Origin of the sequence: Ginsengibacter hankyongi (assembly GCF_008710285.1) — a bacterium.
Classification (GTDB): domain Bacteria; phylum Bacteroidota; class Bacteroidia; order Chitinophagales; family Chitinophagaceae; genus Ginsengibacter; species Ginsengibacter hankyongi.
Genome location: NZ_VYQF01000001.1, coordinates 1000065 through 1022626, shown reverse-complemented (window position 1 = coordinate 1022626; position 22562 = coordinate 1000065). Strand labels below are relative to the sequence as shown.

Here is a 22562-nt window from a genome sequence, read left to right as displayed (position 1 = left end):
GCTATTTGTTTAGTGTTGAATAATATTCAGCGGTGGCAACTAATTCGCTTTCGATATTTTTTTTAAACCTGAATTTTTTTTTCCTGATAAAACTTTTCACAAGATCTTTCTTATTATTAAATGCAGTAATGGCGGCATTTTTATTATCAACAGCATATAAACTATTTCCGGTGCGTACGTACAACTCATCCTGTTCCACAAACGAGGCAGGGTCTTCCGCCTTAATACCATTTTTAATGCGCTTAATGCGTTTTACCAACACGGATGCTTTACCATTAAACATCACGTCGTAAAAGGTATTGGTGACGTTCCCATCTATTCCTTCATAAGAAAAAATATTTTCAAACCTGTGTCCGTCAAACATGAAATATTTTATTTTTTCATTGAGTAGTTTTATCGGTTCCGCGCTGTTATAGCGGTTAATAACAACATCCTGCCCTACCAGGTCATACAACAAGGGAATGTTTTCATACAGAGTGCCATCATAAAATATAGCACTGTTTTGCATCTGATCTGTTTCGAAAAAAAGATGCCCTTTTATAGTTACCGGGTACTCAATAAATTCTTTGCCGGTATATAAATGTGCATCTTCTTTTATTTGATCCTGGAAAAGTTTTTTGGCGTTACTGTAAGAATCAGCCAGGTTTGCTGTTGCTGCATTTTGTGCAACCGTATTTTTAAATGGAACGATAATGGCAAGGAATAGAAATGCAGGTACAAATCGGCGCATTAGCAATGGTATTGATAACGAATATAATTTTTTTTGCCACTAATTGCAAAATTTTTTTGGCGCAGGGTCAGCGGCGTTTTCAAAGATTTAAATGATTATAAATGTGACGCAGCTACCAGATTTCGAAGCTCCATATCGGATAGAAATATTGCTCAGTATTATAAGTAAACCAACATTATTTTCGTGTATCATTTTCCGTTATATTAGGTACCTGGTACACTGGATATGGGAGATGTTCCCAACTCCGAAGCTGGAATGGCAGAGAAAAGAATAAGAACCTGGTAAATTATAAAAAGGCAATCGATGAGCAGTTTGGTGGATATGATGATATTAACAAAGTGCCGTGGTGCTTATAATAACCTGCGAAATCACAATCGAATCAATATCAATTTTAAATGTATTTTGAGAAACTAAACATAAATGGAGGAGTCGTTGCTCCTCCATTTAATAATATTTCCTTACTTCTAATTCTATTATTATGCGTCTAATGTATATGATTTTTCCGCTGACAGCCTTCGTTTCATGCAGTGTATCTAAAAATGGAGTTAACGAGAATACCGGTGCTACCAAAGATTTAATTGCCAACAATCTAGTTGTTGTTCGCGGCAGAGCATCAGAGAAAGATAACCTTCCGCAAAATTCGATAGCCTCTCTTAAAGAAGCCATTAAGCAAAAATGTACAGGCTCCGAATTTGACGTAAGAATGACTACGAATGATTCTTTAAACATCAATCCTCGTCCCAAATTCAATAACCTCGAAATTGCAAAAACAAACTATACTAATGTAGAAGCGTTGAGACTTTCCACTGGCGAAGAAGACTCACCCACAGGTGCCGGTTGGAACCTGGTTTGGAGTGATGAATTTAATTATAATGGATTACCCGATAGCAGCAAGTGGAGCTATGAAACAGGAGGCAATGGCTGGGGAAATAATGAGCTGGAATATTATACTGAGAAAGATACATCCAATGCAATCGTAAAAGAGGGACATTTAATGATTATCGCCAGGAAGCAGCACAAAGAAAACAGGAAATATACTTCTGCAAGATTAGTTACAAAAAATAAAGCCGATTTTAAATATGGCCGTATAGAAGTAAGGGCTAAAGTGCCTGCTGCAGCCGGCACATGGCCTGCAATATGGATGCTCGGAAGCAATATTGAAGAAGTAGGCTGGCCAGCCTGTGGTGAGATTGATATAATGGAGCACAGGGGAATAGAATTAAATAAAATTTTTGGAACACTGCATTATCCCGGACACTTCGGCGGCAATGGCAATGGAAAAACGATTAATATCCCGACCGCTACCACACAATTTCATAAGTACGTTTTGGAATGGTCTGCATCCGAAATAAACATTTTCGTTGACAACCAATTGTATCAAACTGTCAAAAACGACAGTACGATTCCATTCAATCATAAATTTTTTATTCTCCTGAACCTGGCTATTGGAGGCAATTTCGGTGGAAAAGTAGATCCATCATTTTCCACTGATGCAATGGTAGTTGATTATGTAAGGGTCTTTCAAAAATAATTGGCAAGATTAATCAGGCTCAATTAAAATATAATTCATATTTTTTCTTATAATCAAATGATACGGACTTGTAATTTTTTATAGGGCCCTTTTTACGTTATTTACTAAAAAATAGAAGCATGAAATCCTTTTTTTCAAGAAGATCAACACGGTATTGCTTATTCATATTTTCTTCAATAATTATGTTTGGTTCTGCTAAGACACAAACAATTTCATTACCTCATGAATGGAAATTTAAATTAGGAGATAATATGGATTGGGCCAGCGCATCATTTAACGATGCCGGCTGGGGTAATAAGCAAACCGGTACCAGTTGGTCCGCAACAGGCATGAAAGACAATGTGTACGCCTGGTATAGGATTAAAATAATTATTCCTTCCGGCATGAAAAGCGCAGAAAAAGGAAAAGGGATAAAACTAAATCTTGGTAAGATTGATGATGTGGATCAAACATTTTTTAATGGCAAAATGATTGGGCAAACAGGTTCTTTACCGCCTCATTATGAAACCAAATGGGATGCTGAACGGGTTTATACGGTTCCGGAAAAAGACATCCTCTGGGATAAGGAGAATGTAATTGCCGTGAGGGTTTTTAGTTTGGATGTTGGTGGAGTTGGTATGTACCAGGGGCCTTATGATTTTGGCCCGATTCAATGGTCGGATTTTATCTCAATGCAACACACTATTTCTGCAACGGATCATAATGGATTTATAACAACAATAAAGTTTACCAACCAGAGCAATTACGATTTTAAAGGATCTGTGAAATATTGGATAGATGATAAAAATAATAAAGAAGTTTACTCACAAACTATGCGGGTAGAAGTGAAGCCTGTAGAGGGTTCTGAGACTGAGGTATCTTTCACAAATTATCAGCCTGTAAATGAAGATATTTTTAGGGTAGGTTACGAGGTTACAGAAAACAACACTACCGCAACTGTAAAAAATGAACAGGTTTATTTAGCCAATAAACAAATTGATATCAGCGTTATTGGTGAACCAAAACCTGTTGTGCGAAATGAAATCCAGGATGCGTTTACTCCCGTTCGTTTTCAAAATCAAATATTACAAGGTTATATCGGTAAACGCTTTACACAGAACCTGGAAGAGCGTCTATTGAAAGTAGATGAGGATGGAATAATGAGTGGTTATTTGCAAAGGCCGGGCAGTCATCCATGGATCGGGGAACATGCAGGTAAATATTTGGAAGCAGCCTGTAACGTGTGGAAAGTAACGCACGACATGCGGCTAAAAAAGCAGATGGACCGGATGATGTATGAACTGGTTAACTCGCAATTGAAAGATGGTTATTTAGGCACCTATACGCCGGATAACTATTGGACCAGTTGGGATGTATGGTCGCATAAATATAACTTGTATGGTTTATTGGCGTATTATACCACGACCGGCTACCAGCCAGCACTTGAGGCATGCAAAAGAATGGGTGATCTGTTGTGTAAAACCTTCGGGAATAAACCCGGGCAACGTGATATTATTTTAGCAGGGGAACATGTAGGAATGGCTGCAACCAGTGTACTGGATCCAATGGTAGAACTGTATAGATATACCGGTGAAAAAAAGTACCTCGATTTTTGTTATTACATCCTCGATGCATGGGAGCAAAAAGATGGCCCTAAAATAATCAGTACATTATTATCAACTGGCAAAGTAAATAAGGTGGCTAACGGTAAAGCGTATGAGATGTTGTCGAACCTCGTCGGCCTGGCAAAACTATACCGTGTTACCGGGGATCCTAAATTATTAAAACCGGTTTCAATTGCCTGGCACGATATTGTAACCAACAGGTTGTACATCACCGGTACTACCAGTTCTTTTGAACATTTCCAGGAAGATGATGTATTACCTGCCGCTAATAAAGATAATATCGGCGAAGGATGTGTAACCGTTACATGGATACAATTAAATCAAAATCTACTGGACATAACCGGCCAGTTAAAGTATGAGGAACAAATTGAAAAATCAATTTATAACCAGTTATTCGGAGCAGAAAATCCTGAATCCGGGTGCGTAAGTTATTACACGGCGTTGATAGGTATAAAACCATTTTCCTGCGGCATATCCTGTTGCACATCGAGCGTTCCCCGGGGCATTGCATTAATACCTTATTTTACTTTTGGCAATGTAAAGAACGTTCCAACATTGATGTTGTATGGGCCTGCATCCTACAAAGAAAGTTATACAACTCCTGGTAATAAAAAGATAAACTTATCCCTTCAAATTGAAAGTGGTTTCCCTGATGATGGCAATGTAACTATAACCGTAAACACTTCTAAGCCCGCTTCTTTTCCTCTTGGGTTAAGAGTTCCATCATGGAGCAATTCCTTTGTCGCAGAAGTTGATGGCAAAGAATACAAAGGCACAGCCAATCAATATTTGGTTATAAAACGCTTTTGGAAAACTGGTGAAGAAATAAAGGTGTCTTTTAATATGCCTGTTCAAATATTAAGTGGTGGTAAAAGTTATCCGGGCCAGATAGCATTTCAAAGAGGGCCACAGGTGTTGGCATTTGATAATTCTTTAAATGTTGATTTACTTAAGAAATATCAATTTGATGCAAATCAAAACCTGGTTATTGAAAAGCCTGGAAGTGTAACGGGCACTGATTTATTACCCAAACAATGGATAGGAAACCAGGCTTACACCGCAACCATCATCAATAATAAAAATACAGTTAAACAACATTTAACCCTGGTTCCATTTGCAGACGGAAGCCAAACCGGCGGAGATGTAAAAGTATGGATGCCATTAAATGTAATTGACCAATCAAAAGAAAATAGTCGATAAGTAAAGTCCTTGGTGCCAGCAGCGTCAAAACAAACGTCGTTGTATAATCTGGAGTATCTGATTTTCTTAGAAAACCGGGTCAGTGAATTTCATTATTGGATCAATTCTTACCGTTAAACGCCCTCGATTTATGGTAATATTTGGTTACCCCGTTGACTATATTTGTTGTTCAAAATTTCTGGCGTTATAACCGTGCAGAATATTGCACGCCGGTATGCGCCTTATAAAATAGTTATCCTTTTGAAACAAAAAATTATCATCAACTGGAGCGGGGGTAAGGATTCCGCGTTATGCCTTTATAAAATTATGCAGTCGCAACAGTATGACGTACTGTGTTTACTTACCAGCATTAACGAAAAGTACCAGCGGATTTCAATGCATGGCGTACGGGTTGATTTGTTGAACGAACAGGCAGAAAGTATTGGATTGTCATTGATAAAAATGCAGGTGCCCGAAATGCCATCAATGGAAACCTACGAACGATTAATGGAGACTGTGTTAACAGGTTTACAACAAAAGGGTGCATCAGCAGCGGCCTTTGGTGATATTTTTTTAGATGATTTGCGAAAGTACAGGGAAGGCAGGTTAGTGTTGTTACGGCTAAAGCCGGTTTTCCCTTTATGGAAAATCCCAACCGGGCGCCTCGTGAGGGAGTTTATTGATTTGGGTTTTAAAACAATAATCACCTGTGTTAACGAAAAGTATCTTGACAAGAGTTTTGCAGGCCGGGTAATAGACAATGATTTTTTAAAAGATCTTCCTCCCGGCGTTGACCCCTGCGGGGAGAACGGCGAGTTTCACACATTTGTTTTTGACGGCCCTCTTTTTAAAAAGCCTATTCCATTTACTAAAGGAGAAATTGTGTATAAGAAATATGCAGCGCCCGGTACACAAAAAGATGATCGGGTTAATAATGTCAGCGATACAAATGCTTCAGCCAGCCCGTTCGATAATGGCTTTTGGTTTTGCGATTTATTATTAAAACAAGAGGTTCAGGAAGGATAGATAAGATATACTTTGTTTGCACCAAACTCCTGCTTGTATCAAATTCTTTCAAAACAATTTCATCTGTTTCGCTTTAGCATTTTGGGGCGGCTTTGCATCGCCAAAAACGGTTTTCCCGCCATACTTCCATGAATCATCACGTTCTTTTTGTATGAGCTTTTCAAAGTTTTCATTGCTATTATCTGCTATAAAATCTTTTTCCCTTTTTACAGCAATTTCAAGCAGTTTTTTTATTGCCTGTGCTTTATCAGTGTCACCGATTTTAGCTTTATGAACTGCCTGCTGTAACTGGCTGATGGTTTCATCATACACTTTTGTTGGCACCGGGAAAGGATGACCGTCCTTACCCCCATGCGCAAACGAAAATCTTGCCGGGTCTTTAAACCTGGAAGGAGTGCCATGTATCACTTCACTTACCAATGCAAGCGATTGAACGGTGCGTGGTCCAACACCCTTAAGGAGCAACAGCTCTTCAAAATCTTTTAGTTGTTTATCATATGCCATCCACAATATGGTACCTAACCTTTTTATATCCACATCTTTCAATGTCACTTCATGGTGTGCAGGCATTATAAGTTCCTGTACTTCGCGGATAATATGAAGAGGCTGTTCATGAGTAATGTTGAGCATGCTATTGCGGGTGGTGCTCGCTTCAGTAGCCGTGAGGTTTAGAATTTGCCCTTTGTTGATTCCATAAATGGCAGTATGTGGTTCTTCTACAAATGAAGTAAAATCATCGGAATGCCAGTGATAACGTCGGGCCGTTTTATCAGCTGCATGCATACCCTGTTGTACAACTGTCCATTGGCCTGTGTTGGTTACGATAAAGTTGTGCGTGTACAATTGAAAACCATCCTGTATGGCAGTATTATCTACTTTGGCACTCAGCTTACTGGAACGAACCAATTCATTCCCATTAAGGCCGGTGGCTTCAGCTATCTTTAATAGTTCTGCCGGAGTTTCTTTGGAAAACTTTCCCTTGCCGCCACAGATATAAATTCCAAGCTCTTTTGAATGTTTATTAATAGAACGTTTTAATGCGCCCATCAATGAAGTAGTAATGCCTGAAGAATGCCAATCCATTCCCATTACGGCGCCCAGGCTTTGAAACCAAAAAGGATCACTAAGCCTGCGAACCATTTCTGTTTGTCCGTAATCAGCAATGATGGCCTCTGTAATCGCCAGTCCTAACACCGACATACGCTCTGCCAGCCATTTGGGAACATAACCATAATGAAGCGGAAGGTCTGCAGAGCCTGATCTTTTCATTACATAAAATTACGGCTTAAGGAGGTTGTTATTCATGAGAATGATATATGATCTTGTTAAGTTTTCTGCCGGAGTCATGAGTGACCGGTATTTACATTCATTGTTTATCTAACAGGAAATTTTGAATTAAAATTGATTCTGTACGAAGCACCTTTTGTAGCACTCTCTCTTTTGAAAGTTAATTTGTCACTCTTCCTGCCTCAACACTTCAAGCGGTGGTTTGTTCAATATACCCCTGCTGTTTGCAAGCCCGGTAGCCACCGTTAGTACGCAAACGAGTAAAAATAAAATCAATGCCGGAAGCAATTGCGGGTGAAATGGTGTATCAAAAATATAATGTGCCAAAGCCCAGCTTGCACCAAGCGCCAGCAATATTCCGGTAAGTGCAGCCAATGAGCCGAGGAACCAATATTCCAATGCGGTAATGGCAAAAACCTGTTTACGGCTTGCCCCGAGCGTACGAAGCAAAACACTTTCTTTCATTCGCTGGTATTTGCTTATGAGTACAGATGCAATCAACACAACTATACCCGTTATAATGCTAAAGCCCGCCATGAAGCGAATCACGAACCCGATCTTACTCATCAGTGCATCCAGTATATGCAATACCAGCCCAAGATCAATGATAGAAACATTGGGATATTGTTTTACCATTGCCTGCTGAAATTGTGCGGATACTTCCTGCGATGGAACCCTCGAAAGCAACACATGAAACTGCGGAGCCGTTTCTAACAATCCCTTTGGAAACACCACCAGGAAATTAGTCCGGATGCCTTTCCAGTCTATCTGCCTGAAGCTGCCAACAACAGTCTGCATTTCGGTTCCCTGTACATTGAACAACAATGTATCGCCAATCTTTATCGCATTTCTTTTTGCATAATTCTGTTCTATTGAAATAGAGGGCAGCCTGCTGCTGTCGGCTTTACCTATCCATTTGCCTTCAGTAATTTTTTCTGAAGCAGTTAAAGAATCCCGGTAGGTAACACGATATTCCCTGTTGAAAAGATAACGGGAATATTTACTGGTAGAATCCTTTAATGATTCAGCGCCGGTAATGCTATTTACCCGTTCCAGCCGCATATTTACAATAGGTATCGTTTCCTTCACCGGCAAGCCATATTGCCTTGCAAGGCCGGTTACGCCCGTTACCTGTTTGGTTTGAATATCAAATAAAACAATATTAGGTTGATTGGCGCCTGCAGATAATTCTACCCTTTGTAAGAGTATTGATTGTATAAAAAATAACGTGCAGATAAGTGCTGTGCCCAACCCGATAGCAATGATAAGAATGGTTGTTTGGTTATTGGGGCGATATAGATTGGCCAGGCCTTGCCTCCATAAATAATTCCATGAAGAAGGAAAGAACCGCCTTACTGCCCACATCAGCGCACGGGCAATACTCGTAAGTATTAATAAGGATCCTGCAATACCTGCCGAAAAAGAAAGCGCTTGTTTCCAGTTATGCATCTGGACATACGTGAAAGCATATACGAAGATTACAATAAGAAGATAAACCAGCCATTTTAAAGGATCTCTTTCCCTGCGTTGTGGCTCATAAGAAACCCGGAGTGCATTCAACGGGGAGATTTTACGAATGGAAACCAATGGCAGTAACGCAAACAATACCGAAATAATAATTCCTAAAGCAATTCCCTGTAAAACAGCTATCCACGAAATAGCAGTAGTGATTTGAACCGGTAAAAAATCCTTTAAGACAAAAGGTAAAAACTGTTGAATCACCACTCCTAATGCAGCACCGGCAAGGGAACCAATGCAGCCAATGCCAACGATCTGTATCAAATAAATAAACATCGCCTGTGAAGCCCTTACACCGAGGCATCGCAATACGGCAATGGAGCTCACTTTTTCTTTTACATATAAATGCACCGCACTGGCCACACCCGTACAACCCAGCAGCAATGCTATAAAACCTACCAGTGATAAGAATCGGGTAAGGTCACTGAAGGCGCGGCCGGTATCTTCTTTCTGTCTTGCTACAGTTTCATAATTAAGATCGTTGGCTTCCAGCCTTTGCCGCATGCCATCCATCATTTTCTGAACATCTACGCCCGGGCTGTATTTGTAATAATAATGATAACTAATGCGGCTACCCTTCTGCGTTAGTCCTGTTTCATTAAGGTATTGAAGCGGTATATAAACAATAGGAGCAATGGATGAAGAGAATCCTGTTTGTCCCGGTGCATTTAGCAATTTACCCGCAATAGCAAAATTGAGGTCCCCCACTTTTATCGAGTCCCCCACCTTTGCATTGTATTGCAGCATGAGTGTTTCATCTACCAAAGCTTCCCGTTTATTTCGGAAAGAAATTCCCGCGGATATGGGTGCAGTCTCCAATGAACCATAATAAGGAAATGCGCCTTCAAGCGCACGAACCTGTACCAGCCTCGTCCCGTTATTTTTAGCAAATAAAACCATCGAGGCGAAATTGCGTTGCTCCGATCTTTGGTCGCCAAGAGAATCGAGTAAATGTGTAATCACCGGTGTAGCAGGCTGGTTGGATAAGATTTCAAGATCAGCTCCCAGCAGGGTGGCAGCCTGGTTGTTTACTTCATCATTCAAATTATTTCCCAGTGAATAAATGGCAACCAACGCAGCAATACCAAGGATAATGGAGGAGATAAAAAGAAACAACCGGGAGCGGCTTCTGCGGCTGTCACGCCAGGCCATTTGTGCAAGCCATGGTATATTAAAACTTGTCTTAAAATCCGTAAGCTCTTTTTCTTCAGAAGTTGATTGCTCCATTATTTTGTTTACAGTTTATAATTCGTCTAATGCTCACCGTTAGGCTGTTAAGATTGTCGGTTTATCAGATACTATTTTCCCTCCCTTTAAATGTATGATGCGTTGTGTTTTTGCGGCAAGGTCTCCATCGTGGGTTACCAACACCAATGTTGTGCCCGCTTCTTTATTAAGATCGAAAATAAGGCTCACAATTTTTTCACTGGTTTCCGCATCGAGGTTGCCCGTAGGTTCATCTGCAAATAAAATACCGGGCCTGTTACAAAAAGCCCTCGCAATAGATACCCGCTGCTGTTCGCCACCACTAAGCTGTGCCGGGTAATGGTGACTGCGATCTGCAATGCCTACTTTATCCAGTAATTCCATAGCTCGTGCCCGAACTTTCTTTTCGCCCCGTAATTCAAGGGGCACCATTACGTTTTCAATCGCCGTTAGTGTTGGCATCAATTGAAAATTCTGGAATATAAAACCAATGTATTTATTTCTTACGGCTGCAAGCTGGTCTTCATTTAGTTTTTCCAGGTGGTTATTTTGCAGCACAACTCTTCCTGATGAACAGCGGTCCAGCCCGGCACACAAACCTAACAAGGTTGTTTTACCACTTCCTGACGGGCCCACAATAGAAAGCGTTGCTCCTTTGGGAACGGAAAAGCTTACATTGTCAAGTACGGTTAATAACCGGTTACCACTTTTAAAAGTTTTACTTACCTGCTGCAGGGAGAGAATTGATTCCATAAGGTTTGGTTAACTTGCCGGTTGCCGTTGCAAATGGCATTATTTTTTTATGTATGAATATTTCAATATAAGAGCCAGGTATAAAATTACCTGAATTCTTATTTTTATTAAGAGCTATCTTAAAATTTATAAACTATTTAATGAATAAAATTTTCTTTATTAATCTTTTCTTATTGATAATTATCGCCGGTTGCAACAATAACAAAAGTGAAAAGGCTAATTCCGTAAAACAGGCTGATACGCCAAATGTTTCAAATGTTTCTTCGGCAAAGCTGAAAACAATTTTGTTCTTTGGTAATAGCCTCACTGCCGGTTACGGCCTCGATCCATCTGAAGCTTTTCCTTCTTTAATACAAAATAAGATTGATTCGCTGCACCTGTCCTACAAAGTAATAAACGCTGGAGTGAGCGGCGAAACTACCTCCGGTGGCATGGGTCGTATTGATTGGATCTTACGCCAGCCAATTGATGTGTTTGTGCTTGAGCTGGGTGGTAATGATGGTTTGCGGGGCATTCCATTAACCGTAACCAAAAAGAATTTGCAGGCAATTATTGATAAAGTAAAACAGAAATATCCATCAGTAAAGATTGTGCTTGCCGGTATGGAAATACCTCCCAATATGGGCCAGGACTACACGACGGAGTTTAGAAAAATATATCCCGCATTAGCCAAAGAGAACCACGTAAGTTTAATCCCGTTCTTATTAAAAGGAGTGGGTGGTGACCCGAAGCTAAACCAGGAAGATGGCATACATCCCAATAAAGATGGTGAAAAAATAGTTGCTGAAAATGTATGGGAAGCGTTGAAAGATATTTGCCGTTAGTATCGATAAATATGATCGTGGAATGTTAGTAAGGACACCGGACATGAAGAGGCATATTTTTGAAACGACGCTTTTTAGCCAACACTACTTTATAAAACTATAATTAACTTGCATTACCCATTAAATTAGTTGAATGCGTTTTATATTTTTTTTTATTTTGCTGTCGCAAACATTTGTTGCGTGTCATAAAGCCGATACTTCTGTTCCGGATGTTCCTCCCGTCGATTTCAGCGTTAATAATACCTGGCAATGCGAGGTTGGGGGAATAACATATAGTGGATCTATTGATACAAGTTTTTACAAAATAATTGGCGCTGGCATGCAGGATACCATATTATATCTTTCAGGTAGTTCGGCAAACGGAAAGGCCAACATTACCATGAAAATGTTTATTAACAGGACCAGCTTTCGTAGTGACACAATGCATATTACTTATGGAATTTCCTACTTCCGTTTCGATACGTCATCAAACAACTATTTGCAAACCTCATCCAACGCAACCGTTCTATTTTCAATCGAAGGATTTACAACTAAAAAGTTAAAGGGTTCATTTTCCGGTATTCTAAACGGCACAGACGGTAGTTATCAAAATATAACAAACGGTAAATTAAGTTTGGACGTCGACAAAGGAAATTCCACCCCAAAATTCCTCGGGCTTACTGTGGAAAATAAATTTATATATGGCCCAATCAGAACAGGTGTGATTAAAGCAAACACTTTAATCATCGATGGGGTGACATTTGATGGCGATTCAGTATATCAATTGCAAATTCGAACCGGAACCAGGATAAAAACCGGTGTCTATCATAGCCAAAAAGGTGACGTAGGTTTTCAATTGTGGCGACCTGATATTGTGACCCATTATGTTTCTGATTCTTTAGGTGACCTTGCAGTAACCATATTATCGGTAACGGGTGATATTGTAACAGGAACTTTTAAAGGTAATGCCTTAACAGAAGATGGGTCAGGTAATATAACACCTTTGTCAGGCTACTTTACATGCAGGGTTAAAGATTATTATAATATCGGTGTAGATTCTTTAAACCAATGGGGCTTTAGTATCGACAATCGCGGACAGTACCCTTATGAAACAATGGGAGGTAATATTTCAAATGCTAGTATTTTCAGGAATGGAGTAACTAATAGATTAATAATAAATGGTCATTCTGATTATGGAAGTTCCGTCTTCCACATTAGCCTTACCTCTTATAGTGGATTTTCGCCGGGAGCAGTATATAGCCCGAATGTATTTGTTGACAGTTGTTATTTTAGTAACCGCGATAAGTCTTATTTTGCCGGTATCAGCGGATTTTATATTAAAATAGATAGTATTAATTCTCAACGCATCGCGGCTGACTTTTATGGTAATATGACCGTATCGAATTTATTTTATGGATCCGGAACCAGCGAGGTCTGTCGAAAAGGATATTTTCAGGCAAATTTTTAAACATTTTAAGGCAACCTTTTCCCCTCACAACCACCTCTTCCTTTTAAACCAGAAATAAATAATAATGGTCACGATGGCCATAAAGATCATCACCATTGGGTAACCTAGCCTCCAGTTAAGTTCCGGCATAAACTTAAAATTCATTCCATATACCCCCACAATAAAAGTAAGCGGCATAAAGAAGACCGAGAATACCGTAAGTATCCTCATTACATCGTTCGTGCGCTTGGCAGATAAAGACATGTAAAGATTCATCAGATTATTTACGTCGTCCAGCACCTGGCTGTAAAGCGTCAGCATTTTCAGGTATTGATCCTGCATATCCTGTACAGCAGATTTATCACCTCTTTTGGGTTCGATGTGATTAATCGGCTCCTGCATCAGCATTAATACCTTGTGAGATACGGATGCCTCGTGCTTGATGATATATAGTTCCTGTGTAAGATCAGGGCTGGTTTTCTTAAGCATTACTTCCGACTCGTAAGAGTCCAGTTTTTCAGAAAGCCTGGAAACAGGATCATCAAAACTTTCAAGATCGTTCCATATAATTTTTACGAGAATATCAGTAACAGAATCACATTTCTTTTTATCGATATACTTCGTCCGTACCTCCGATAAAAACGGCGCTTCCGCTTTATGAATAGTGATGATAAATTTTTCAGTATAAAATATCGCAATCTTATTCGTTAGTTCCTGGATAGTGGCGATAGGTCTGTCCGGATCTTTTGAATAAAAACGAAGGATTAAAAAATGAACATCGTCCACCAGTTCATATTTAGGTAAATGTTCGGGCTGCATGCAATCTCTAACTGTGTGATTGTTGAGGTGGTACTGATCGCTCAGTTCCTGCATTTCAGCCTGTGATGGATTCAACACGTCGATCCATTTTATACCATCACATACTTCATATCCGTTAATAGCCATTGTTCAAAGTTAGGTTGCAAAACTACGGTTTTATTTTGCTGGGATGAGTTGCAGTTAATTACGATATTGATTTTACCGGAGAGCAGAATAGATTGATTAAATATATTCACTGCGAATGTGAATATAGAATATTGTGCGAAATGAAAGACGCATACACGAACCGGAAATAACAGACTATAACGGTTAAGGCTAGCCGGTTACCCGCCTGCATTTAATAACCCGGAATTCCATCTCCTGTAAAGGAAAAGGCCAATGGGTATGGGGAACCAGAAAGACAGGAGCCTGAACAGCAGCGTAACCATCACTGCCGTCGCCAACGGTATACCGAGGGTTACAAAAAAGAAACTCATGCTGCTTTCAAAAAGAATGAGAGCTCCGGGTAAAAAAGGCAGTATGGCTATAACCCTCGTGCACATTAAGCCAAGCAATATAACCAATGGGGATACAGCAAGCCCCACCCCAATAAATAATGCATACACAGTGAACGCATCTGACAGAAATACCAATAGCTGAAACAAAAATACTTTTACAACTATCCTCTTATTACCGTTAAGAAAGGTCAAAGAGTTCACTTCTTCTTTCTCGAGTCCCTGTTGCCGGATGTTTTGAATTACCCTTTCAAATCTCTTCTTCAAAAATCTTACTTTTTGAAGTTTTTCATAAATACCATTAATAAATTTTTTCCTTCCCGCCAGCGATATCAATGTTCCAAAAACAAGGTAAACGGCAATGCCTGCCCAAAGTGTTATCCTGAAAGCGTGCGGCACTTTGTAACAGGTATAGCAGGTGGCTAATAATATTATTATTATAACTTCCATAGCAGCATAAAAAATCAGCAGTTCTGCCAATATCACTGAAAGGATCTGACTTACTCTTATGTTGAGCCTGCTCAGGAAATTAAAAAAATAAGTATTGCCACTGATTCCGGCACTCGGCACCGTTTGATTAAAGAACAATGAAATTATAGATGCCTTGACTAACTGCCACAGGCCCGGCTTAAACTGCAACCGGTGGGCGTCCAATAAAAAACGATAAATGAATGCGGTAAAAAAATAAGTAGCAAACTGCGAGAGGAGCGCCACCGCCAGCCAGTAAACCTTCACCTTATCAAGCAGTTTCACTCCTGTTTCAATTTCGGAGAAATAATAAACTACAAAAACGAAAATAAGGGCAGATAAAATAATAAACACCAACCGTGATCGTGGGATCAATCTTTCTTTATTATCAGAAATTATGTCTTTATTATTTTTAATAGTGTTGGCCAAAGTACTGTATGCCCTTCAAACAAAGTGAACTATTTAATAAGTAACATTTGCTGGTTTAAAGATAGCCGTTTGTTTTAAAAGTTAATAGCGCGAAAGCCGTTTAAAATTAACCTGGCGTTGCCTGCTTTCTGCTTATCATTTATATTTTGTATAAAAGAGTTATCATTTGGTTTATTCATCTAAAATAGCATAATTGTTGTGGCCTTTAAGTATGAAGCTAATATAATATGTAGGTAATATTTAATGTCAACAGGTCAACGATTCATTATTAAATGAATCTTTTAACCTGAATTTTTAAATTTTAAAACATACTTATATGGAACTAATTGCAAAACCTGTTTTTGCAAAGCTGGAAGCAGAGAGGGATATGTTTTTGGAGCTCAGGAAACAGGTAAACCAAACTGTAACAACTTTAGAAAAGAAACGCCGGTGGCTGATTACGTTGAAAGCCATTGTATTTCCCTCGTTATACCTCGCCACGTATATTGCTGCTTTGCTATATGGAAGTAACGTATATATTTTATACACTTGTTATGCGCTGCTTGCTTTTTTACTGGAGATTAATTTCCTCAATCTTACCCATGATGCAGTACATAATACCCTGTTCAGTCGAAAATGGATCAACTCCCTATACGCGTATTTTTTAGACATCATCGGGGCCAACAGTTATATCTTTAAAATACGCCACATCCGGCTGCATCATAACTACCCGAATGTAATGGGCTGGGATAGTGATTTTGAGCAAAGCCCCATGGCCCGTGTATTTCCGCATGGCGAATATTCAAAAATGCACCGCTATCAATATATCTATCTGCCGCTGCTGTACCCGCTGTATTTATTTAACTGGCTTTTTATACGCGACTTTAAAGATTTTTTTAAAAAAAATACAATAGTCTGGAAGATAAATACTATCCCCACTATCGAGTATGGTAAGCTCTTCTTTTTTAAAGCGCTCTTTGTTTTTAATTTTATCATCCTGCCAAAAATGGTTCTTCATGTAACGTGGGGAGAAATAATTACTGCCTTTTTAATTATGATGTTTACCGCAAGCAGTACGTCCCTTATATTTTTACTTTCACCTCATGCCACACCGGAGAGTGAATTTCCCTTGCCGGATAATAAAGGGCAGTTGCCGGATACCTGGTTCAGGCACCAGCTCGCAACTACCAACGATGTTGAAAATGATAACTGGTTTACCAGGTTTTTCCTGGGCTCGTTTAACTATCACATAGCGCACCATGTTTTCCCTTATGTAAACCATGTGTATTATCCTGAAGTAACGCAGCAAATCCAGGCCTTTGCAAAAAAGAACAATCTGCCTTACCGCAGCTTTCCCTTGTGGAGGTCGTTATACAATCACTTCCGGCTGCTGAAGGCCAATGCCGTTGCAGAGAATATTTTTGAAGAAACAATGTAAGGTGGGGGTTCTAAAGTTACCATCATTATATTGCGTGTATCCGTATCCGTAATACTGCCTTGGAAGGCGTTCGTCTTTGAAAAAAAACCTCATCCCCAACCTGTCTCCCAAAGAGAGGGGAACGGCTCCTAATAAATTTAAGTGTGATAAATACCAGGCAGCTACCTCAGCGCTACCTGCCTTTGGTTAAAAACGGGAACACCGCGAATTTATTGCGTATATTATTCGATCTTTAAAAACGAACTATAATCGAACGATCATCGAACGGATAGCGAAAGGAAAACGAATTCCACAGGGCACAGGTATAGGGAAGGTGGGGCGAAGGCAGGGAGCGGGGTGGCATGATGCATTCCTTACTCATCTTGCCAGTAACTTTTGATAGTTTTTATGAAGGACGCTGCATGTTGCGAAGCGATAAAGAGGCAGTGGATTAATAAAAATTACCGGTAAAATATAAAAGCCACCCTAATGCCCGCAAACGGCATTTTTTTTATTTCTGTTGTGCGCAAATATGTTTTTTAATATATTTAATTCTCTAATTAAAACCACCGCGGGCTTATGCCCGAAAAATACCCGCAACTCTTATGGTGTATGTGGCAGGGCCACTCCGCCAGGGATATGGCGGAGGTAACCGGCCTTACGGAGAACACTGTGAAATTTTACCTCAGGGATATTTATAGGCGCATTGGCTCTCGCGGTAAAAGCGCCCTCGAAAGCTTTATGAAGAGGGAGGGGTTGTTGTGAAGGATGAAGAATAAATGTATATATTTGAAACTCTGATTGCAGAACTAACGGTAGAGTATAGAGCCACCCCTTATTTAAACTGGAAGATTTTTAATTGTAAATTGTTGGATAACATTTATGCACAAACGAAGTTGTATAATTGTTTGTGCTATTCGGCTTATTGGACGTTTATGATTGAGGAATTGCGGGTGAGACACCCGCCAGGAAGGTGGAGTATAAACATGTGAATATTTAAGAATTATCGGTAACTATATTGAAACCTTACACTGCTATGAATATTCTTGAAATACAACTTCAAAACTGTTTTGGAATCGGTAAACTTGACCACAAGTTCGAGTTTGGACAGCTAGCAACTAATTCATTTCTAATTTATGCTCCAAACGGGACTATGAAAACTTCTTTTGCCAAGACCTTAGACCTTATTGCAAAGAACGATACTAAATCAATGCCGTGTGACAAAGTATATAACAACAGGGCAACATCACACAACATTAGTGCTGATGGAAATTCGATTGATATTGCATCAATTTTGGTTGTTAATGCAGAGGACAATAATTATGATTCCTCTAATAAGATAAGCTCATTTATTGCAAGCAAAGAACTAAAGAAAAAATATGATGACATATATTCAGAGTTAGAAACACAAAAAAGTGAATATATAAAGAAGCTAAAGCAAATATCGCAAAGTACAGACTGCGAAACAGAATTTATCAATACTTATAGTCAATCTCCAAAAGATACATTTTATGAATTGTTGCTAACAACTTCAAAAATATTATCACCAAAGCCGGCTACATATAATTTTCGATATAATGACATTTTTGATAAAAAAGGCAACGTCAAAAAGTTTCTAGACAAAAACCAAAAACTTTTATCAGATTACGTCACTAAATATGATGAACTTCTTAAAAAATCAAAATTTTTCAAAAGTTCAGCAAACTCATTTGGAACATACCAAGCAAATGAATTACTAAAGTCTACTGAAGACAATTCATATTTTGACGCAGGTCACAAATTTACACTTAGCGATAATGCTGAAATTAAATCAACAGGAGAGTTAAAGCAGCTACTTCAAAAGGAGATAACATCTATTGTGAACGATGAAAAATTGAAAAAATCGTTCGACCAAGTCGATAAAGCAATTGGAGCAAATGCTGAAATGAGGTCTTTTAAGAGTGCTGTTGAAAAGGATAACCTTTTACTGGTGGAGCTTGATAAATATGACGATTTTAGAAAAAAAGTTTGGCTAAATTATATTTCAGCTCTTTCCAAAGAAACAAATGAACTTTCCAAGTTTTACGGAAGCAAAAAAATAGAATTAGAAAAGATAATCATTGAGGCAAAAAAGGAGTTCGTAATTTGGGAGGAAATTATCAAGACCTTCAATGAAAGATTTTATGTTCCTTTTGAAATTAAATTAGTGAATCAGGAAGACGTCGTTTTGAAAGAGGAAACAGCAAATCTTGAATTTGATTACAAAGACCCGAATGACACGCCTGTTCGAAAAGATAAAAACTCTCTACTTTCAGTTTTGAGCAAAGGAGAACAAAGAGCTTTTTATATTCTCCACCTCCTTTTCGAAGTTGAGTCACGTGTGCAACTGAATCAAAAGACTCTTTTAATTCTTGATGACATTGCCGATTCCTTTGATTATAAAAACAAGTATGCCATAATTGAGTATATTAAAGAATTACACCAAAGTACTGTATTTAAGTTATTAATACTTACACACAATTTTGATTTTTACAGAACAGTTGCGAAAAGGCTACGGCTAGACCGAGACAGACGTTGTATTCTAATGACCTTAAGGAATGACGCAAGAGAAATTTCATTAGTCCAGGGAGGTTATTTAAACGACATTTTTAGTCATTTCAAAAACAACTTAGCCAAGCCTAAAATATTTGTTAGTATTATTCCACTGGTAAGAAACTTAATTGAATACATTGAAGGTCAATCAAGTCAAAAATATGTGGAACTTACTTCATGTCTTCACCTGAAAACCGATACAAACAGACTTAAATGTAGTGACATATTATCACTAATACATAGCAGCTTTCCTACAACAGCTAATCGAAGTATTACATTCGGCGCAAAGCCAATTAAAGACTTCACATTTGAAACGGCTGATGCGATTGAACAAGAGAGTTCACTTGATGAAATACTTTTGGAGAATAAAATAGCTTTGTCTATTGCAATTAGGCTTAAAGCGGAGGAATACATGCTAAGCAAAATTCCCAATTCATCGACTTTAGTTATTACAGCAAACCAAACTTCCGAGTTATTAACTCACTTTAAGGCAATTAATAGCGACAAAAATATCCTAACCGTATTAGAGCGAGTGAATCTAATGACACCAGAGAATATTCATGTCAACGCTTTTATGTTTGAGCCACTGATTGATATCTCAATATTTCATCTAGTTCAATTGTATAAAAAAGTGAAACTGCTGACATAAAAGCTAAGGTAATGCTGGCGCAGGTCTGGTAGCTAAGGCCTTGCTTGGCACACGAAACAATAAAGCTTCAGTTTCATGTGCCACGAACATGGGGATAGTTATAGATTTAATATTCATAAATACTTAGTTGCAACCTCAAGGATAGCGAAACTAACGGTTATGAGCACACTAAGTGAAACGGGGTTGTATTTGCGAAAGTTTTAATACTTTCGATTATTTTTAAAATGGATTAATAATAATTAATTTTTTAAAGAAATATAGGCTAGTTGAAGAGGTAGAAAACTTTCGTATTTTTTGAAGTTAGCGGTCAGGGTATGAAACACTCTAAAAACTTGAAGGCTATTTAATTTTACCTACTTTAGTTATTAATTTTTAGTACAATGTTCAATTTAACAGTAAATAATTACAGAAGTTTTCAAAAACAAAACTTCAACTTTTCTAAAATCAATATTTTAATTGGCGAAAACAGCGGAGGAAAAAGTTCTCTGCTAAAATTACTTTTGGCATTAAAGCAAACTATTGACTCTCCAACTGAAGTTAATTTAAAACTTACTGGGGATTTTACAGATTTAGGGAATTATGAGGAAGTGGTTTACTATAGAAAAAAAAACAAGAAGATAGGAATAGGTTTTGCAAGTGGTGAAAAATATTTTGACTATTTCTTGAATTTTCTCAATCTCATAGAAAAAGAAAGTACGAAGACTAGAATTACAGAAATAAAAAACATTCTAAACGCTTATAAGGACTCCGTTACTAATATTGCTTTTGAATTTTCTTCCAAGCTTAATGATCATAGTACAATAAAGACTGTTTTTATAAATGACTCGTTGGGTACGTTAGAAATAATTCAAAGAAAGGGAAAGGATGATGATAATGTTCGTCAATTAGTTTGTGACTTAAAATTTAGCTTTAAAAATCAAGTTGGTTTAATTGAAAACTGTACTTCATTCAAAGAAGCTTTTTTTACACTAGTCGATTCTGAATTCAGAGTTAAATGTCAAGAACAATTTGGTGCAAATTCTGACTATGTATTTTATTCAATAGCCTTTCTATTAGTTTTTCAAAATTATATACAAGGACAAATTGAAAAAATCAGGTTTGTTAACCCGATAGGAACATCGCCAAAAAGATTTTATTTTCAAGAAGATAAAAAAGCAACCTACAAACTTATTGATATTGAAAAATTCATCAATGTATTAAGTGATAAAACTTTAACAGAAAAACAATATAAAGAGAGAGTAGATTTACTTAATAAAACTATTAAAGAGTTCGGCATTGCTGACGAAGTCAGTATTATTAAAGATAAACAACTACCTGTACTAGCCTTAAATGTAAAGACAAAAGATTTTTGGTCTAACATCACCGATGTAGGGTATGGAGTATCGTTGCAAATTCCCATTTTGTTTCAAGCCTTGTTATCTGAACACTATACAAAAGAAGGGCAAACTATTCTTATTGAACAGCCAGAAGTTCACTTACACCCATCTTTGCAAGCCAAATTTATTGAGACTTTGTTAAGCCTGGGGTCAAAAAATACATACTTTATTGAAACCCATAGTGAGCATATAATAAGGAAACTTCAAGTTTTAGTAAAATTGAAAAAATTTGGCCTAAAGCCAGAAGATATTACAATACACTATTTTAAGAGGGAACCACTAAAGTTTAAAATTACAGAACATAAAATATTATCTGATGGAAAGTTAGAACCCATATTTCCTAAAGGTTTTTTTGACACATCTTACTCTCTTGTAAAACAGTTATTATAATGATAGTATTACCTAATATTGATATATTGGAACTCTGTTTCAATTTTAAAAATATTTCAGCCCATAAAAAAGTATTCGACATCGTTTATAATGGTACTAATGAAATTTGTTTTTCAAAAAAATATATTGCTTTTTTGGAACAGTCAATTTCAGATACGGCTTTATTTGAAGCCCTAATTACCGAATTATCTGATACTGGTAGATTAAGAATAGAAACGACTACTGAAAAAAATAATTTGAGAGAAGAGTTTATTGAAATAGCAACAAAAAGTAACATTTCTGTACTGATTCCGGTAGTCTATGATGATGTAACTAATTTGCAAAGAAAAATTCCCGCCTTACTAATTGTCAACAAAGGCGCACCAGTAAACATGCACTGGATTAAGTTGGAACTCCTGTCCAATCACAAGTGCAATGTATCTTACCAGCAATTTAATTCTAATGCTGAAATTGAAACACTTTTTTCGAATTTGTTTGCAATACCAAAAATTATCACTGATGTTTATGTATTTAATAGGCAGCAAGAAACTCGTTTTTTGTCCAATGTGAGTGGACTGGCTATTAATTATTACACCTTCTTATATAGGGGTAGTAAAATGAACGAACATGAATTACTTCCGCCAAAAAGAGATTTAAAGAAAATTTTAGGAAATAGATTAAAACTTTTTTATACAGGAAACGCTCGTCTAATTCATGAAAGAAAAATAATTTTTGATGAACTTTTAATAACAATTGACAATTCTTTTGAAAATGTTGTCATAAATGAACCAACTTGGGAAATAAATGTTTCGTATGATCGACAGAAAGCAACAAAGTGGAAATCCAAGTGTGCCAATTTTAGGGAAGTTCGGGGTAACTAAAAGCCCATGCTGCCATAGGAATGTTT

The 22562-nt window shown here is 37.9% G+C and carries 16 protein-coding genes; 10 read left to right on the top strand and 6 right to left on the bottom strand.

The features are described from left to right. Nucleotide 1: 1 nt before the first annotated feature. Nucleotides 2–730, bottom strand: a complete 729-nt coding sequence (locus FW778_RS04220) for a hypothetical protein (protein WP_150413336.1) — start codon at nt 728–730, stop codon at nt 2–4. 487 nt (nt 731–1217) lie between these two features. On the opposite strand from FW778_RS04220, the gene FW778_RS04215 reads away from it, so the two are divergent. The 3 genes from FW778_RS04215 (at nt 1218) to FW778_RS04205 (ending at nt 6070) form a co-directional block, all read left to right on the top strand. Then, the gene (locus FW778_RS04215) at nt 1218–2261 is read left to right on the top strand and encodes a glycoside hydrolase family 16 protein (protein ID WP_235906014.1); all 1044 of its coding nucleotides are present in this window, start codon (nt 1218–1220) and stop codon (nt 2259–2261) included. Between the two features lie 119 nt (nt 2262–2380). Then, complete coding sequence (locus FW778_RS04210; RefSeq protein WP_150413334.1) at nt 2381–5065, top strand: beta-L-arabinofuranosidase domain-containing protein; 2685 nt, start codon at nt 2381–2383, stop codon at nt 5063–5065. A 240-nt stretch (nt 5066–5305) separates the two neighbouring features. After that, entirely contained in the window at nt 5306–6070 is a 765-nt protein-coding gene (locus tag FW778_RS04205) for a Dph6-related ATP pyrophosphatase (RefSeq protein WP_150413333.1), read from the top strand. A gap of 48 nt (nt 6071–6118) precedes the next feature. Here FW778_RS04205 and FW778_RS04200 read toward each other — a convergent pair whose 3' ends face one another. The 3 genes from FW778_RS04200 to FW778_RS04190 form a co-directional block, all read right to left on the bottom strand. Next, nucleotides 6119–7339: a DUF763 domain-containing protein gene (locus tag FW778_RS04200; RefSeq protein WP_150413332.1), complete on the bottom strand. Its 1221-nt coding sequence runs from the start codon at nt 7337–7339 to the stop codon at nt 6119–6121. Between the two features lie 186 nt (nt 7340–7525). Beyond that, nucleotides 7526–10102, bottom strand: coding sequence for an ABC transporter permease (locus FW778_RS04195; RefSeq protein ID WP_202552071.1), 2577 nt, complete (start codon nt 10100–10102; stop codon nt 7526–7528). 39 nt (nt 10103–10141) lie between these two features. Continuing rightward, a complete protein-coding gene (locus FW778_RS04190; protein ID WP_150413331.1) occupies nt 10142–10834 on the bottom strand; it encodes an ABC transporter ATP-binding protein in 693 nt (230 codons plus the stop codon). 140 nt (nt 10835–10974) lie between these two features. On the opposite strand from FW778_RS04190, the gene FW778_RS04185 reads away from it, so the two are divergent. Next, complete coding sequence (locus tag FW778_RS04185; RefSeq protein ID WP_150413330.1) at nt 10975–11658, top strand: arylesterase; 684 nt, start codon at nt 10975–10977, stop codon at nt 11656–11658. Nucleotides 11659–11791: 133 nt separating this feature from the next. Beyond that, the gene (locus FW778_RS04180) at nt 11792–13105 is read left to right on the top strand and encodes a hypothetical protein (RefSeq protein ID WP_150413329.1); all 1314 of its coding nucleotides are present in this window, start codon (nt 11792–11794) and stop codon (nt 13103–13105) included. A 24-nt stretch (nt 13106–13129) separates the two neighbouring features. Here FW778_RS04180 and FW778_RS04175 read toward each other — a convergent pair whose 3' ends face one another. Next, entirely contained in the window at nt 13130–14029 is a 900-nt protein-coding gene (locus tag FW778_RS04175) for a magnesium transporter CorA family protein (RefSeq protein WP_150413328.1), read from the bottom strand. A 197-nt stretch (nt 14030–14226) separates the two neighbouring features. Beyond that, nucleotides 14227–15294, bottom strand: a complete 1068-nt coding sequence (locus FW778_RS04170) for a lysylphosphatidylglycerol synthase transmembrane domain-containing protein (RefSeq protein ID WP_150413327.1) — start codon at nt 15292–15294, stop codon at nt 14227–14229. Between the two features lie 316 nt (nt 15295–15610). Here FW778_RS04170 and FW778_RS04165 point away from each other — a divergent pair, with 316 nt between their 5' ends. From FW778_RS04165 to FW778_RS04145, 5 genes are all read left to right on the top strand, one after another. After that, entirely contained in the window at nt 15611–16711 is a 1101-nt protein-coding gene (locus FW778_RS04165) for a fatty acid desaturase family protein (protein ID WP_150413326.1), read from the top strand. 558 nt (nt 16712–17269) lie between these two features. Next, a complete protein-coding gene (locus FW778_RS23680; RefSeq protein ID WP_150413325.1) occupies nt 17270–17455 on the top strand; it encodes a helix-turn-helix transcriptional regulator in 186 nt (61 codons plus the stop codon). 271 nt (nt 17456–17726) lie between these two features. Beyond that, nucleotides 17727–19910, top strand: coding sequence for an ATP-binding protein (locus tag FW778_RS04155; protein WP_150413324.1), 2184 nt, complete (start codon nt 17727–17729; stop codon nt 19908–19910). A 380-nt stretch (nt 19911–20290) separates the two neighbouring features. Next, nucleotides 20291–21676, top strand: coding sequence for a DUF3696 domain-containing protein (locus tag FW778_RS04150; protein WP_150413323.1), 1386 nt, complete (start codon nt 20291–20293; stop codon nt 21674–21676). Beyond that, nucleotides 21676–22536 carry a hypothetical protein gene (locus FW778_RS04145; protein ID WP_150413322.1) on the top strand — a complete coding sequence of 287 codons (861 nt, stop codon included), beginning with the start codon at nt 21676–21678 and terminating at the stop codon, nt 22534–22536. The genes FW778_RS04150 and FW778_RS04145 overlap by 1 nt, the downstream gene beginning before the upstream one ends. Nucleotides 22537–22562 lie beyond the last annotated feature (26 nt).